13 protein-coding genes are annotated in these 15,030 nt (G+C 67.6%); 5 read left to right on the top strand and 8 right to left on the bottom strand.

From position 1 onward, the window contains the following. The first annotated feature begins 117 nt into the window (after positions 1-117). Positions 118-1,761 (top strand): fatty acyl-AMP ligase, encoded by a 1,644-nt coding sequence (locus tag ACFWO8_RS02560; protein ID WP_378940734.1) that lies wholly within the window; start codon positions 118-120, stop codon positions 1,759-1,761. A 203-nt stretch (positions 1,762-1,964) separates the two neighbouring features. Here the strand turns inward: ACFWO8_RS02560 and pth are convergent, their stop codons facing one another. Together pth and ACFWO8_RS02570 are read right to left on the bottom strand one after the other, a co-directional pair. Continuing rightward, entirely contained in the window at positions 1,965-2,543 is a 579-nt protein-coding gene (gene pth, locus ACFWO8_RS02565) for an aminoacyl-tRNA hydrolase (protein WP_378940736.1), read from the bottom strand. 23 nt (positions 2,544-2,566) lie between these two features. Then, positions 2,567-3,169, bottom strand: a complete 603-nt coding sequence (locus ACFWO8_RS02570) for a 50S ribosomal protein L25/general stress protein Ctc (RefSeq protein ID WP_378940738.1) — start codon at positions 3,167-3,169, stop codon at positions 2,567-2,569. A 286-nt stretch (positions 3,170-3,455) separates the two neighbouring features. On the opposite strand from ACFWO8_RS02570, the gene ACFWO8_RS02575 reads away from it, so the two are divergent. Beyond that, the gene (locus ACFWO8_RS02575) at positions 3,456-5,096 is read left to right on the top strand and encodes a peptide chain release factor 3 (RefSeq protein WP_378940740.1); all 1,641 of its coding nucleotides are present in this window, start codon (positions 3,456-3,458) and stop codon (positions 5,094-5,096) included. Between the two features lie 77 nt (positions 5,097-5,173). Here the strand turns inward: ACFWO8_RS02575 and ACFWO8_RS02580 are convergent, their stop codons facing one another. Both ACFWO8_RS02580 and ACFWO8_RS02585 read right to left on the bottom strand, forming a co-directional pair. Then, positions 5,174-5,698: a nuclear transport factor 2 family protein gene (locus ACFWO8_RS02580; RefSeq protein ID WP_378943082.1), complete on the bottom strand. Its 525-nt coding sequence runs from the start codon at positions 5,696-5,698 to the stop codon at positions 5,174-5,176. Between the two features lie 283 nt (positions 5,699-5,981). Further along, on the bottom strand, positions 5,982-6,854 hold the full coding sequence (locus ACFWO8_RS02585) for an Abi-alpha family protein (RefSeq protein ID WP_378940742.1): 873 nt from the start codon (positions 6,852-6,854) through the stop codon (positions 5,982-5,984). Positions 6,855-7,254: 400 nt separating this feature from the next. Here ACFWO8_RS02585 and ACFWO8_RS02590 point away from each other — a divergent pair, with 400 nt between their 5' ends. Further along, positions 7,255-8,469 carry a DUF445 domain-containing protein gene (locus ACFWO8_RS02590; RefSeq protein ID WP_378940744.1) on the top strand — a complete coding sequence of 405 codons (1,215 nt, stop codon included), beginning with the start codon at positions 7,255-7,257 and terminating at the stop codon, positions 8,467-8,469. Continuing rightward, on the top strand, positions 8,460-9,305 hold the full coding sequence (locus ACFWO8_RS02595; protein ID WP_378940746.1) for an Abi-alpha family protein: 846 nt from the start codon (positions 8,460-8,462) through the stop codon (positions 9,303-9,305). Before ACFWO8_RS02590 ends, ACFWO8_RS02595 begins: the two co-directional genes overlap by 10 nt. Here ACFWO8_RS02595 and ACFWO8_RS02600 read toward each other — a convergent pair. Together ACFWO8_RS02600 and ACFWO8_RS02605 are read right to left on the bottom strand one after the other, a co-directional pair. Beyond that, positions 9,302-11,092: an ABC-F family ATP-binding cassette domain-containing protein gene (locus tag ACFWO8_RS02600; RefSeq protein ID WP_378940747.1), complete on the bottom strand. Its 1,791-nt coding sequence runs from the start codon at positions 11,090-11,092 to the stop codon at positions 9,302-9,304. The two genes, ACFWO8_RS02595 and ACFWO8_RS02600, sit on opposite strands and share 4 nt — an antisense overlap. Before the next feature lie 198 nt (positions 11,093-11,290). Then, a complete protein-coding gene (locus ACFWO8_RS02605; protein ID WP_378940749.1) occupies positions 11,291-12,226 on the bottom strand; it encodes a 4-(cytidine 5'-diphospho)-2-C-methyl-D-erythritol kinase in 936 nt (311 codons plus the stop codon). Positions 12,227-12,379: 153 nt separating this feature from the next. Here ACFWO8_RS02605 and ACFWO8_RS02610 point away from each other — a divergent pair, with 153 nt between their 5' ends. Beyond that, positions 12,380-12,586, top strand: coding sequence for a cation transporter (locus tag ACFWO8_RS02610; protein WP_358108305.1), 207 nt, complete (start codon positions 12,380-12,382; stop codon positions 12,584-12,586). 324 nt (positions 12,587-12,910) lie between these two features. On the opposite strand, the gene rsmA is transcribed toward ACFWO8_RS02610, so the two are convergent. Beyond that, a complete protein-coding gene (gene rsmA / locus ACFWO8_RS02615) occupies positions 12,911-13,795 on the bottom strand; it encodes a 16S rRNA (adenine(1518)-N(6)/adenine(1519)-N(6))-dimethyltransferase RsmA (RefSeq protein WP_378940751.1) in 885 nt (294 codons plus the stop codon). A gap of 34 nt (positions 13,796-13,829) precedes the next feature. Then, positions 13,830-14,987 (bottom strand): lipase family protein, encoded by a 1,158-nt coding sequence (locus ACFWO8_RS02620; protein WP_378940753.1) that lies wholly within the window; start codon positions 14,985-14,987, stop codon positions 13,830-13,832. Positions 14,988-15,030: the final 43 nt, after the last annotated feature.

Genomic DNA, 15,030 nt, shown 5'->3' on the forward strand with positions numbered 1-15,030 from the left:
CAACAGCAGGGGTGCTGGTGTCAGCCTGGGTTAACACGCGCGGGGCGGGGCGGGATTTCTTTGTTGGGAGTGCAAAGCACGGCCGTAACCGATCGTTGGCGTAAAGGGAGACCGACGTTGAGCAGGTTCACCGACGAAATGTTTGGCACAGCGATGTCCAGCACCAAGGGGCTGGTCACCGGAGAGCCGGAGGCGCCCCTGCGGCAGACCTGGGGGGATATTCATCACCAGGCGCGGCGGATGGCGGGTGGTCTCGCGGCCGCAGGGATCGGGCACGGCGACGCTGTCGGCGTGCTGGCCGGTCTGCCTGCCGATATCGCGCCCGCCTGCCAGGCCATCTGGATGCGTGGCGCTTCGATAACGATGTTGCATCAGCCGACGCCACGCACCGACCTCGCGGTCTGGGTGCGTGACACCGAAACGGTGCTGCGGATGATCGACGCGAAGGCGGTCGTACTCGGCGCGCCGTTCGCGGCCGCCGAGCCGGTGCTGCGGGAACGTGGGATCACCGTGGTGTCGATCGAGGCGCTGCACAGCGGCGCGGACACCGATCCGGTGCCGACCACCGAGAGCGATACCGCGTTGCAGCAGTTGACCTCTGGGTCGACCGGATCACCCAAGGCGGTCCGGATCACGCACGGCAACTTCTACGTCAACGCGCACGCGATGTTCAATCGGGTCAAATTCCAGCTCGACGACGACGTGATGGTCAGCTGGCTGCCGCTGTTCCACGACATGGGCATGGTCGGATTCCTTAGCGTGCCTATGCAATTCGGCGCCGAGGTGGTGTGCGTAACGCCGCTGGACTTCCTGGCACGACCATTGCTGTGGGCCGAGCTGATCGACAAGTACCGCGGAACAGTCACCGCCGCACCGAATTTCGCGTACTCCTTGCTGGCGCGGCGGCTGCGCCAAGCCGAACCGGGCACCATGGATCTGTCGAGCGTGCGCTACATGTGGAACGGCGCCGAACCGGTCGACCCCGACACCATGATCGCCCTCGCGGCGGCGGGAAAACAGTTCGGGCTCAACCCGATGGCGCTCACGCCCGTCTACGGCATGGCCGAGACAACCCTGGCCGTGTCGATCCCCGACGTCGGCCACGGGCAGGTGCTCGACGTGATCGACGCCGATCTGCTCGAAGTTGTCGGCAAGGCGGTACCGATCGCCGAGGACGGCCACCACGGCACGCCACGCAGGCTGCCGACACTGGGGCACCTGGTCGACGATCTGGAGGGCCGCGTCGTCGACGCCGAACGCCAGCCGCTGCCGGTTCGGTCCGTCGGTGTCATCGAATTGCGTGGTCCCGCGGTCACTTCGGGCTATGTCACCGTCGACGGCTTCCGGCCCGCCCAGGATGCCGACGGCTGGCTCGACACCGGCGACATCGGCTACTTCACCGAAGCGGGCCTGATGGTGGTCTGCGGGCGCATGAAGGACGTCATCATCATGGGCGGCCGCAATATCTACCCCACCGACATCGAACGAGCCGCGCTGCGCGTACCGGGAGTCCGCCCCGGCAACGCGGTGGCGGTGCGCCTCGACTCGGGCGAGAAGCGCGAAAGCTTCGCGGTGGTAGTCGAATCCAACGACTACCAGAACGCCGACGAGGTGAAGCGCATCGAGCGGGAGATCGTCCACGAGGTGTTCACCGAGGTAGGTGCCCGCCCCCGCACGGTGGCAGTCCTCGGACCGGGAGCCCTCCCGAAGACCTCCTCGGGCAAACTCCGCCGCTCCGCCACGGCGGTGCACTTGCGGTAGCCCCACCCGACCGCAAACCCCAAGTCCGCCATGACCGCACAACCCAGCCCCAAGACCCGACCTCGAGGAGGGTCCGCCGCGCAGCGGCGTAGCGGCCCGGCCGCGAGTTAGCCGCCGTTGCGTCCGCGGCGCAGCCGCCAGCAACGGTGGCTAACTCGCGGCCCCCCAGGGGCCGCGCTCGAGCGCGCCAGCGCTCCAAAAACTCAGTGCAGGTTGTTCTGGGCCGCTTCCAGCCCGACCTTCAATAGCAGTTCCACCGCATCGGCGGCCTGCTCCACGATCACCGGAACCTCTTTGCGCTCCGGCGCGGAGAAGGGCTTGAGCACGTAATCGGCCGGATCCTGCCGACCGGGGGGACGCCCGATCCCGATCCGGGTCCGCACATACTCCTTGGTGGTCAACGCCTGCGAGATCGACCGCAACCCGTTGTGTCCACCTTCGCCGCCGCCTTGCTTGAGCCTGAGCGTCCCGAACGGCAGATCCAGCTCGTCGTGGACCACGATCACCTGATCCACCGGCACCGAGAAGAACTTCGCCAGCGCGGCGACCGGCCGCCCGGACAGGTTCATGTAGGTGCGCGGCTTCGCGATGAGGATCTGACGTCCGTCCAGGCGCGCTTGCAGCAGGTCGGCACCGGACTTCTTGTGCACAGCAAAACGGCCGCCGACGCGCTCGGCGAGCACATCGGCGACCAGGAAGCCCACATTGTGGCGGGTGCGCTCGTACTCGGGGCCGGGGTTACCCAGTCCGACTACGAGCGCGGGCCCGGAAGATTCGGTCATTGCCCGAATCGTAGTGCGCGGTCTTACTCGGACTCGGTGGCGGTCTCCGCGGCCGCTTCGCCCTCGTCTTCGGCCTTCGCGGACGGCGCCTCGATCACGTTGACGATCAGGGCTTCCGGGTCACCGGCCAGGGTGACACCCTTGGGCAGCGCGATGCCGCCGGCCAGGATCTGGGTGCCGATCGCGATGCCGTCGACCGAGACCTCGATGGACTCGGGCAGGTTCATCGCGTCGGCCTCGATCGACAGGGTGTTGAGTTCCTGGGTGATCAGGGCGCCGGAAACGGCATCGCCGGTGACGACGACGTTGACGTCGGTGGTGACGCGCTCGCCACGCTTGACGATCAGCAGGTCGGCGTGCTCGATGTAGCGACGGATCGGGTGGACGACGACCGACTTGGTCATCGCCAGCTGCGGCTGGCCGTCGATCTGCAGGTTCAGGATGGCATTGGTGCCGTGCAGACGCAGGATCGCGGCGAACGCCTTGGCGTTCAGCGACAGGTGCTGCGGCTCGGAGTGGTGGCCGTACAGCACGGCGGGGACATTGCCGTCGCGACGGGTACGGCGAGCGGCACCCTTACCGAACTCGGTGCGGACGGCGGCTTCGATCAGATTGGCGTCGGACATACGAATGCGCTCCTACGGCTCGTCATGGGTGACCCAACTCCGGGGTCAAGGTCTACTCGTCGGACGAAGAACGAACGAGGACGGCCCAAACAACTCAGCCGAGCCGCGTCGATCACGGTGTGCGCACCAAACGGGCACTCACCCTCGCCGAGACAACCCGCCAACCATACCGCACGCGAATCGCCCGCGAAAATCAGGTCCGCGCCTCGCCAACACCCCGTCGACCTGGCGATGGACCAGACCTTTACTCTGGATAGGTTGCCGACCACTGCGAAAGGTTCGACCGTTGACCGAGTCCGGAGAAGGCGTCGCCCCCACCCCACGCGGGTTGCCCGCCGAGGTGGCCCGTCGCCGCACGTTCGCCGTGATCTCGCACCCCGACGCGGGTAAGTCGACGCTCACCGAAGCTTTGGCCCTGCACGCCAGGATGATCTCCGAGGCGGGCGCGATCCACGGTAAGGCCGGTCGCAAGTCGACGGTGTCGGACTGGATGGAGATGGAGAAGGCGCGCGGCATCTCGGTGAGTTCGACCGCGCTGCAGTTCAACTACCGGGCCGCCGGATCCGATATCGACAATGTGATCAACCTCGTCGATACTCCCGGCCACTCCGATTTCTCCGAGGACACCTACCGGGTGCTCACGGCCGTCGACGCCGCGGTGATGCTGATCGACGCGGCCAAGGGTCTGGAACCGCAGACGCTCAAGCTGTTCCAGGTGTGCCGCCACCGCGGCATCCCGGTGATCACCGTCATCAACAAGTGGGACCGGCCGGGTCAGGCCCCGCTGGAACTGCTCGACGAGATCAGCGAGCGGATCGGCCTCACGCCCACTCCCCTTTTCCTGCCGGTCGGCATCGCGGGCGATTTCCGCGGCCTGCTGCGCCGTGGGCCCGAGGGCGAGGCGAGCGAGTACATCCACTTCACCCGCACCGCCGGTGGCGCGACCATCGCGCCCGAGGAATACCTGACTTCCGCCCAAGCCGAAGCGCGCGAGGGCGAGGCCTGGACGACAGCGACCGAGGAGAGCGAACTGCTCTCGGCGACCGGGCAGGACCATGACCAGGAAATGTTCCTGGCGGGCCAGACCTCGCCGGTGATCTACGCCTCGGCCATGCTGAATTTCGGTGTGCGCCAACTGCTCGAGACGCTGGTGGAACTGGCGCCCGCGCCCGGCTCGCGTGCCGACGTGACGGGCAAGGAACGCACCACCGGTGACCCGTTCAGCGCGGTGGTGTTCAAGGTGCAGGCGGGGATGGATACCGCGCACCGCGACCGGCTGGCGTTCATGCGGATCGTGTCCGGCGAATTCGAGCGCGGCATGGTGGTGACCCACGCGCAGACCGGGCGCCCGTTCGCCACCAAGTACGCGCTGACGGTCTTCGGCCGCGAGCGCACCACGGTCGACACCGCCTACCCCGGCGATGTGGTCGGTCTGGTCAACGCCACCGCGCTCGCGCCGGGCCACACGCTGTTCGTCGAGAAGAAGGTGGAGTACCCGCCGATCCCGAGCTTCGCCCCCGAGCATTTCGCGACGCTGCGCGCGCAGAGCGCGGGCAAGTACAAGCAGTTCCGCAAGGCCATCGACCAGCTCGATTCCGAGGGCGTGGTGCAGGTGCTGCGCAACGACGCCCGCGGTGATGCCACTCCGGTACTCGCCGCTGTCGGTCCGATGCAGTTCGAGGTGGTCACGGCCCGGATGCAGGGCGAGTTCAACGTCGAGACCCAGCTGGACTTCCTCCCCTTCACCCTGGCCCGGCGCACCGACGCGGAGTCGGCGCCCGAGCTGGATCGCCAGCGCGGTGTCGAGGTGTTCACCCGCACCGACGGCGTGATTCTGGCGCTGTTCAGCGACAAGTGGCGGCTGCAGTACATCGAGAAGGAACACCCGAAACTCACGCTGGAACCACTGGTCGCGACGGCCGACTGAGCAGAAGCTGTCTGGGTCGGCGGTCAGGCGTACCTACGCGTTCCCTCCGGCCGTGCACGGGCCGAGTGTCGGCGTCATCATGCGGCCGGGCCGGGATTGCGTTCCACCGAGGAGATGTGGTTCTCCTGCGCGATCATGCCCCAGCGGCTCGCGGTGAGACGCAGGCTGGGCAGGTCGCTGAGTGAGAGAACCACCTCGTAGGTGCGCTCGTACCCGGTGTGCGAGATGCGCCAATGCCCGTCGTCGCAGCGCACGTAGCTGTCGGTGTAGAAAGCGGCGCCGCGCAGGCACATGTTGTGTTCGGGGATGATCACCGTGTCGGCCAGATACCAGGTGCCGGTGGCGGTGTCACCGTCGATATCGATCTCGGGGTGGTCGCAGCGGTGCTCGGTGATCACGTGCGGTCCGAGGGTGTTGCGCAGGAAGGCCAGGAAGGCCTCGCGCGACTCGAACTGCAGGTATTCGCTGTAGGTGGCGGTGGCCTCGGGGATCATCGTGTCGGCGAACTCGTCCCAGGACTTGGTGTCGAGGCTGCGCAGATAGCGGTACTTGAGCCTGCTGAGCGCGATGAGGTCGTCGGGGTGATCCGGCGGGCGCTCGATCGGGGCCGGCTGTTCGTCGTCGTCCGACGGCGTTGACGCCATCCATGCCTCCCCCGAGTCCGACCCGGTGACCAACGGCGTGTCATCACCGGGCAGCAACGGCGCAGGGCCTACCCACGCGGCCGCGACAGGTTCGTCGACGTGCACGTTCGGGGTTTCCGGGCCCTGCTCCATCTCTCCACGATCCCACCAGAAGTGGCTCACCGCCCGTTCTGTATCAGATCGCTATCACTGCCGACACCGGAGTGTGACCTCCGGCGCCGACGGACCCGGAGTGTCTGGGCTACCCGATGGTGAAGCAGGTGCGGCAGAAGTCTTCACCGAATTCCGAGAGGCGAAGGCTCTTGCGCACGATCTTGGGCGCGCGGCCCGCCTTCTTGAGCGCCTGCTCCACGACGGGTTGCACTTCCAGCACCATGTATCGGCTCAGCACGACCGGATCGTCGGAGGTGAGGGTGAGACCGAGGCGGTTGAGGTTGATCAGGTAGGACCGCGAGCGGTCCGGGTAGCGCACGCCCGCCTGTTCGGGAACCGAGGTCAGGTCGCCCTGCACCAACTCCGAGCCGATGCCGAGCGGTCGGTTGGTACGGACGTCGACCGAGGGTTGCGGCCCGTTGAGGGCCATGAACCGCAGGATGCGGGCCTCGTCGGGAGCGACCTCGTCGAGGATGCGGTCGTAGGCCGGGTGCACGTCCTCGGTGAAGTACACGTCGGCCGAGCGGGCCAGCAACGCGTCGCCGCGTCGCCGCAGGTCATCGGTGGTGGCCGAGCGCAGGTACGGGCCGACGGTGATGGACTGCTGCGACGCGCCGTTCGGCGTCGGCACATAGCTGACGATCTCGCGCACCGACCCCTCGGTGACACCGAGCGCGCTGCGCGCGATGGAGCGAAGGGCATTGCCGGTGCGCTCGGCGATATCGGCGGAGGATTCGCCGTCCAGCGCCGCCTGCGCCAGCTCCTTGGTGACCTCATAGGTGGTGCCGACAGCCCACTGGCTGCCGCGCACCGCGGTACCGGCGGCCAATCCGGCGGCACGGAAAACGCCACGGATCAACCGTGCTTCATTGCTGATCTGTCGCTGCTCGACATCCGAGCTGCGCTCGACGGCGCGGGTACCGGCACGGGCCAGGTCCTGACCGGTCCTGTCGTCTGTCACGTCCTACTCCGAAGTCTCGCCATGTGAACAGTCCTCGCCACCGCGCGCCCCCTGTGCGCGCCGTTGTGGCCTGTCACGAAATGTGGTGATGGTCATTGTTCCGACTAGCCAGGGTGAGTACGGCATTCAGGACGGGTTCTGTGACTGATGTCTCAGACACTACCCTGTGGCCTGACACACGACGAATGGACCCGGTTCCTCATCTCACAGTAGGGTCACCTCGCCGCGGGGGTGATAAATTTTTGGTTCTCGGTGAGGCGGTGGTCACCGGGTATCGGCAGGAGGGCGTGTCGTGTTGGAGAGCGTGTTCGGGTTACACCCGACACTCCTGCTTGAAATTCTGACCATTCCTCTTTTCACAGGAATTATCGGATACATAACCAACTGGTCCGGCATTCTCATGCTGTTCCAGCCGATCCAATTCCACGGTTTCCGACTGCCCGGTTTGCGCGCGGTCTTCCCCTATCTGCCCAAGCGGATTCAGGTCTTGCCGCTGCTCAGCTATGACGGCCGGATCGGCTGGCAGGGCATCGTGCCCTCGCGCGCCGACAAGATGGCCAGCATCGCGGTCGACAAGGGTCTGTCCAAGCTGGGCAGTGTTTCCGACTTCTATCGCGAGCTCGACCCGGAGAAGCTGGCCGAACATCTGGCCGAGGTGGCCGACGCGCAGATCCGCGACATCGTCGAGGTGATCCTGCGTCGCGAACATCCGCAGCTCTGGTACAACCTGCCTGTTCAGGTCAGGGAGATGATCCATCAGCGGGTGCGCTCACAATTGCCCGAGATCCTGCGTGACCTCACCATGGAGCTCGGCGCCAATATCGATCAGCTGCTCGACGTGAAGCAGATGGTGATCCGCTACTTCCAGGCGCGACCGCAATTGCTCAACCAGCTGTTCCAGGTGCTCGGCGCCAAGGAACTGCGGTTCATGCAGAACTTCGGCTTCTATTTCGGCGCGCCCTGCGGGCTGCTGCTGGTCCTGGCGCTGCACACCACCGGGCTCTCGGCGCTGGTCGTGCTGCCGGTCGGCGGGATCATCATCGGCTGGGTGGTGAACTGGATCGGCATCAATATGATCTTCGCGCCTGCCACGCCGAGGTGGTGGTGCCCGTGGCGGCAGGGTCTGCTGATCAAGCGCCAGCCCGAAATCACCGCCGGTTACGCGGCATTGGTGTCCACCGAGGTCGTCACGGTGGCCAATATCGGCGACGAGCTGCTCAATGGCCCGCGCTCGGACCGGACCCTGCAGATGCTAGAGGACACCCTGCGCCCGGCCGCCGACCGCGCGCTCGGACCCGCCCGGCCCGCGGTGAAGTTCATGCTCGGCAGCCGCGAATACGACACGCTGCAATCAACTCTCACCACGCAGGCCATGACGATCGCGCCGATGGCGTTCGCCGATCCCGCGTTCAATGCTCAGCAGAGCAGGCAGGTCAACGACTACATCGCCCGGCAAATGTCCGCACTTTCCCCACATGACTTCGTGGACATGCTGCGCTCGGCGATCAAACAGGACGAATGGTTGCTTTTTGTCCATGGCGGCGCGCTGGGACTGCTCGCCGGATACGCTCACATCCTGGTCTTCGGAACAGGAGTAGCGACGACATGGATGTAGACGACGGGACCCCGTCCACCGAGCTGGTGCGACGATCGGTACCGCCGCTCGAGGTCTCCGCCGACAAGCGTGGGCTGCTGCCCGTCTCACCGGTACGCACGGTTCGTGCGGCCACCGGTGTGGCGCGGGTAGCGCTCACCGCTGCCTCGGGAATAACGCTGTGGACGCTGGACACCGCGCTCGGGGTGACGGTCACGGTGTTGCGCGGCAGCATGGCGGGCACTCCGCCCAGCGAGGTGCTCGCGGAAGCGGAAACCGAAGTGCGCGACCGGCTTCGGCACGCGCTCGGCCTGCCGACGGGCACCGAACACCGCGGTGACGACGGCACACCGACCCTGCGTGAGCAGGGCGCCGAACTGCTCCGCCTGTCCGCCAGCACGCACGCCGCGCAGCCCGACACCCATCCGGCCTATCCCGGCATCCTCGCCGAGATCACGCCCGACGAGGCACGGATCCTGCGATTCCTGCACGTCGACGGGCCGCAGCCGGCCATCGATGTGCGCACCGGGCGTCAGCGGGCGTTCGGCGGCGAGCGGTTGATCAGCGGACTCACCATGCTGGGCGACCACGCGGGCCTGCGATTTCCGAACCGGGTGCCGCAGTACCTGCCCAACCTGCGCAGACTGGGGCTCATCGAGTCCACCCGCGACCCCGTCGGCAACCCGCACCGCTACCAGGTCATCGAGGCCCAGGAGCAGGTGCGGGAAGCGTTGAAGCGCCCCGGTTTCGGCACGAAGGTGACCTACCGCAGCATCCTGCTCACCGAATTCGGCGCCGACTTCGTCCAGACTTGTCTACCGGTAGTCATCACTGACGGTCGCGAGACCGCGACCTAACCCTCGCCGAGCTCCGCCAGTTCCATCCAGCGTTCTTCCGCGGCTTCCTTGTCGGCGACGACTTCCTTCAGCTCGGCACCGAGCTTGACCAGCTTGTCCGGGTCCGTCGCGGCATCCGCCAGCGCCTTGTGCAGTTTCTGTTCGCGCTCGTCGAGTTTGGCGATGCTGCGTTCGACCTTCGACAGTTCCTTGCGGGCCGCGCGGCGGTCGGACGAATCCGTCGAGGCGCCACCGGTCTTCGCGGTGAGCGGCTTGCTGTTGCCCGCCATGGTGGCGCGCTTGGCCAGGTAGGAGTCGATGCCGCCGGGCAGGTTGGTGAGTTTGCCGTCGCCGAACAGGGCCCAGGTGGAGTCGCAGATGCGCTCGACCAGATAGCGGTCGTGGCTGATGACCACCAGCGTGCCCGCCCAGTTGTCGAGCAGGTCTTCGAGCTGCTGCAGGGTGTCGATGTCGAGGTCGTTGGTCGGCTCGTCGAGCAGCAGGACGTTCGGTTCGGCCATCAGGATGCGGGTGAGTTGCAGGCGACGGCGTTCGCCACCGGAGAGGTCGCCGACCGGGGTGCGCTGGCGGGCCGGGGTGAAACCGAGCCGTTCGGCGAGCTGGCCCGCCGAGATCTCCTTGTCGCCGAGCATGATTCGCTGCGCGACCTGCTGGACGGCCTCTAGCACCCGCATGTCGGTGGGCAGGTCGTCGAGTTCCTGACGCAGCCAGCCGATCTGCACGGTCTGGCCCTGGATCCGCTTGCCCTTGGCGGGTTCGGTCTCCCCGGCCAGCGCGCGCAACAGGGTGGTCTTGCCCGACCCGTTGACGCCGACCAGGCCGACCCGCTCGCCCGGCGCGAGCCGCCAGGTGAGGTCGTCGACCAGCACACGGCCGTCGGGGGTGGTGAGGGCGGCATCCTCGAGTTCGATCACCACGCGGCCCAGGCGCTTGCGTGCGAACGCGGCCAGCGAGACCGAGTCGCGCGGCGCGGGCACATCGGCGATCAGCGCCTCGGCGGCCTCGACGCGGTAGCGCGGCTTGGAGGTGCGAGCCTTGGCGCCGCGGCGCAGCCAGGCCAGTTCCTTGCGGGCCAGGTTCTGGCGGCGCGATTCCGAGGCGTCGGCCTGACGTGCGCGTTCGGCGCGAGCGAAGATCCAGTCGCCGTAGCCGCCCTCGTAGACCTCCACCTTGCCGCCGACGACCTCCCAGGTGCGGTTGGCGACGGTGTCGAGGAACCAGCGATCGTGGGTGACGACGACGAGCGCGGTGCGCCGGGCGACCAGGTGCTCGGCCAGCCACTGCACACCCTCGATGTCGAGGTGGTTGGTCGGCTCGTCGAGGACCAGCAGGTCCAGATCGCGCACCAGGGCCGCCGCCAGGGCGACGCGGCGGCGTTCGCCACCGGAGAGGTTCGTGACGAGGGTGTCGAGGCCCAGATCGGCGATGCCGATGCCTTCGAGGATCGAGCGCACACGAGAGTCGGCGGCCCACTGGTGGTCGGCGATATCGGCGGTGGACAGGTCGTCGGACAGCCCGGCGAACACGATCGAACCGATGCTCGCGCCCTCGGGCAGTACACCGCGCTGGGTGACCACCGCCATCCGCAGCCCACCGACCCGGCTCACCCGGCCCTTGTCGGGCGGCTCCAGTCCGGTCAGGACCTCGAGCAGCGTGGTCTTACCGCCACCGTTGAGGCCGACCACCCCGATCCGTTCCCCCGCGTGAATTCCGAGGGAGACGTCATCCAGCAGCGGCTTGACGCCGAAGCTCTTGGACACCTGTTCCAGGTTGATCAGGTTGGGCATTGCCGCCTCTCCGCGACTCGAGGCCAGACATAGGTGCGGGGTTGCGGTGCGTCGGCGTCCGACGGGGGGATTGCTGGACCAGTTGGCCCCTACCCGGTGAGTTACCCATGTTCGTGCGAGGTCTGTTGATTGCGATCATAGTGGACGCCGCCGGTCGCTCTGACCGGCACCGCTGCGGCCGGACTCAGCTGGTGGTCATCAGCGTGTGGAGTGCGCCTCGGTGTCGAGCACGCGGGCGCCCGGAACAGGACCAGTGGCCGTGCGCACGCTGCGGCACACGCCAGCGCCTGCCAGCTCCGCGGCGACACCGATCGCGGCCTCCTCCGATTCGCAGAGGAACGCGCAGGTGGGCCCCGACCCCGAGACCAGACCGGCCAACGCGCCCGCGCCGACGCCCGCGCGCAGGGTGCGGCGCAGTTCCGGTTTCAGCGAGAGCGCCGCGGCCTGCAGGTCGTTGCCGAGGAGCGGCGCGAGGGTGTGCGGGTCGCCGGCGGCCAATGCCTGCATGAGTTTTTGGGGGTCGCCGAGGCGCGGGGGCTCGCCCTCGGCGCGCAGGCGGTCGAGTTCGCGGAACACCGAGGGGGTGGACAGGCCTTCCTTGGCCAGCGCGAGGACCCAGTGAAAGGTGCTGCGCGACAGCACCGGAAGCAGGCGTTCGCCACGGCCGGTGCCGAGGGCGGTGCCGCCGTGCAGGGAGAACGGGACGTCGCTGCCGAGTTCGGCGGCGATCGTCGACAGTTCTTCGCGGGTCAGGCCAAGGTCCCACAGCTCGTTCAGCCCCACCAGGGTCGCGGCCGCGTCGGCGCTGCCACCCGCCATGCCGCCTGCCACCGGAATGCCCTTGGTGATGGCGATCTCGACCAGCGGGGCACGGCCTGCCAGGTGCGCCAGCCGGACCGCGGCCTTCCAGACCAGGTTGGTGCGGTCGGTGGGCACCTCGGCAGCGCCTTCGCCGGTGACCCGCACGGTGAGCGAGGCCGATGGGGCCAATCGGAGGTCGTCGGCGAGGGACAATGCCTGGAAGACGGTGGTCAGATCGTGGAATCCATCCGGACGCAGATCAGCGACTCCGAGATGCAGGTTCACCTTCGACGGAGCTCGCACGACGACCGGGCTGGGCACAACTGACAGCACGATTACCCAGCGTAATAGGTTCCACCGACGAGCACGCACGTCGAATGCCCACCGCTCGAACACAGGGTTGCGCCAGGTACCCATGGGGGGTATGTTCATTCGTATCGGGGACATACCCCTGGACCGTATGTTCGAAGAGCGAAGGAGTCGGCCATGGCCACCACCACCTACACCGTCACGGGGATGACCTGCGGACACTGCGTCAGCTCGGTCAAGCAGGAAATCGGCAAGATCGACGGCGTCACCAGTGTGGATGTCGACCTCGCCAGCGGTCTCGTCCGGGTCGACAGCGAGGGCGAACTGGCCGATACCGAGGTGGCCGCCGCGGTCGACGAAGCGGGCTACGCGCTGAGCGCCTGACTCCACTCCTGCTGGGCGAGGCAGCGCCCCCGCCCAGCAGGGACCAGGCCACTCGACGGCGAAGTGACAGGGACCACGTTCACCGCGGGTTCACCCACGTCGCGTCGCACAACGAATCATCCACAATGTCATCCACATCCATCCCCAAGCGTGATGAGACACGATTTCGGGGTTCAACCGGGAGTGCCGCCCGCGGACCATGATCAACTCAGGACGCGGCGAAAACCGGTTATCCACAATTGCTTTCACAGCGGCCGCGCGACCCGCGCCGATGAACGGCCGGTGTACTGCGGGTTCCCCTGCGAGAACCCACGATTCGACGATCTAGGTCGTCGCCGCCAACCGGACGAACGCCGCGGTCTCGAGGGTCTCGCCCCGTGCCTGCGGATCGATACCCGCGGCGACGAGCCTGCGCTCGGCCTCGACGGGCGATCCCGCCCATCCGGACAGCGCTGCCCGCAACGTCTTTCGCCGCTGCGCGAACGCCGCGTCGATCACCTCGAACACCCGTCGGCGATGCGCCTCGTCCATCGGCCACGGCGGTTCCACATAGCGGTCGATCCGCACCAGACCCGATTCGACGCGCGGTACCGGCCAGAAGACCTGCGTCCCCACGTGACCGGCGCGGCGAACCTTGCCGAAGAAACCCGCCTTGACACTCGGCACCCCGTACACCCGATTGCCGGGCTCGGCGGCGAGCCGGTCGGCCACTTCGGCCTGGACCATCACCAGCGACACCATGATGCTCGGCAACGTCGCGAGCAGGTGCAACAGCACCGGCACGGCCACGTTGTAGGGCAGGTTCGCCACCAGCGCGGTCGGCACGGCGGGCAGCTGCTCCGGGCGCACCCGCAGCGCGTCGGCCTCGACCACGCGCAGCCGCTCGACCAGGCCGGGCGCGCGATCGGCGACGGTTTCGGGCAGATAGTTGGCGAGCACGGGGTCGATTTCGACGGCGACCACCTGGTCGACCACGTCGAGCAGCGCCAGCGTCAGCGAGCCGAGACCGGGACCGACCTCGAGCACCGTGTCACCCGCACCGACGCCGGCCGCGGACACGATGCGCCGCACGGTATTGCCGTCGTGCACGAAGTTCTGCCCGAGCTGCTTGGTGGGTCGGACGCCGAAACGTTCGGCCAGGGTCCGCACCTCGGCGGGACCGAGCAATGCGGCACGGTTACCGCGAGCGGAATTCTCTGGTTCGGACACTGCTAAAACCTACCAACCTCGCCGATGGGGCAGCTCAGCGCTGCGTCGGGGCGGCGTTGACGCGCGCGAGGAAACCGTCGATGGCCGCGAGCTGTTCGGGCGAGGTCGAGCCGTGCTCACCGTTGCCGAGGACCACCTGCTGATCGACACCGTTGGCCGCGAGCTGGGCGACCAGCGCCGCATGCAGCGGCGACGGCACAACCATGTCGGCGACGTTCATGGACAGCAGGATCGGGGCATCGTAACCGCTGGTCGGCAGCATCATGTACGCCGCGAGCGGATCGCGCAGCGGGGCGAGCGGACGCGCCAGCAGGTCGGCGGCGGTGACGCCCTTGGTCGACACGAAGATCTCGTCCAGGCACTGACTGCCCGCGACGTCGACGATCTCCTTGCCGCGCGGAGTCAGGTAGGAGTCGATGTCGAGCCCGGGGTCGGTGGCGCGCAGACCGGCCAGGATGCTGACGACGAACGAGGTGGTGGCGCTGGACAGCCCCGGCACATCCGGCGTCGCGGGGCCGACGAACGGCAGGATCTTCTCCACGTCCGAGGCCGGATCGATCGCGGCGACACCACGGAAGTCCAGCTCAGGGGCGTACTCAGCCTGCACGTGCGCCGTGCTCAGCGCCGCGTGACCACCCTGAGAAACGCCGAGCACGCTCCAGGTGCGCGAGAGGTCGGGGTTGGCGGCGCGGGCCGCGCGGACCAGATCGATCGTCGCGGTCGCCTCGCTGCGCACCTCGAGGTACGGGTGCGGGCCGGTGCCGAAACGGCCGAGGCCGAGATAATCGGGCGCGACGACGGCGAAGCCCTGGCCGATGAACCGCTGGAGCAGCCGGTCCTCGCCCCCACGCTGCTGCTGGAACGGCGCGGTTTCCGGGTCGGCCTGACCGCCGCAACCGGGGCCGGAGCCGGAGGTGCCGTGGTCGTAGGCCAGGATCGGCCAGCCGCCGACCGGGGCGTCACCTTCGGGGATGAACATCGCGCCGCTGGCCGGGCGCTCGATGCCCGCCGAGTCGGTCATCCAATACTCGACCGACGCACCCCTGGTGAGCCCGTGCCAGCCATCGGGTTCGGCCTGCACCGAGATGAGCGAACCGGGGGGCGCTGCCATCACCGGGGTGTACCCGGCGGCGGCGAAAGCGCTCGCGACCAGCGCGGCGACAACGGTCACCCGGATCGGGATCTTCAGCACAGGTCGGCCTCTCTACCAGGCGGTCAAGATCTTGGACGAGAGT

The organism is Nocardia sp. NPDC058480 (assembly GCF_042720495.1).
In the GTDB taxonomy this organism is placed as follows: Bacteria; Actinomycetota; Actinomycetes; order Mycobacteriales; family Mycobacteriaceae; genus Nocardia.

Coding starts and splice junctions, on each gene's coding strand:
- pth (WP_378940736.1), bottom strand. CDS start 2,543: ATGACCGAATCTTCCGGGCCCGCGCTCGTAGTCGGACTGGGTAACCCC.
- ACFWO8_RS02570 (WP_378940738.1), bottom strand. CDS start 3,169: ATGTCCGACGCCAATCTGATCGAAGCCGCCGTCCGCACCGAGTTCGGT.
- ACFWO8_RS02590 (WP_378940744.1), top strand. CDS start 7,255: ATGCTGTTCCAGCCGATCCAATTCCACGGTTTCCGACTGCCCGGTTTG.
- ACFWO8_RS02595 (WP_378940746.1), top strand. CDS start 8,460: ATGGATGTAGACGACGGGACCCCGTCCACCGAGCTGGTGCGACGATCG.
- ACFWO8_RS02600 (WP_378940747.1), bottom strand. CDS start 11,092: ATGCCCAACCTGATCAACCTGGAACAGGTGTCCAAGAGCTTCGGCGTC.
- ACFWO8_RS02610 (WP_358108305.1), top strand. CDS start 12,380: ATGGCCACCACCACCTACACCGTCACGGGGATGACCTGCGGACACTGC.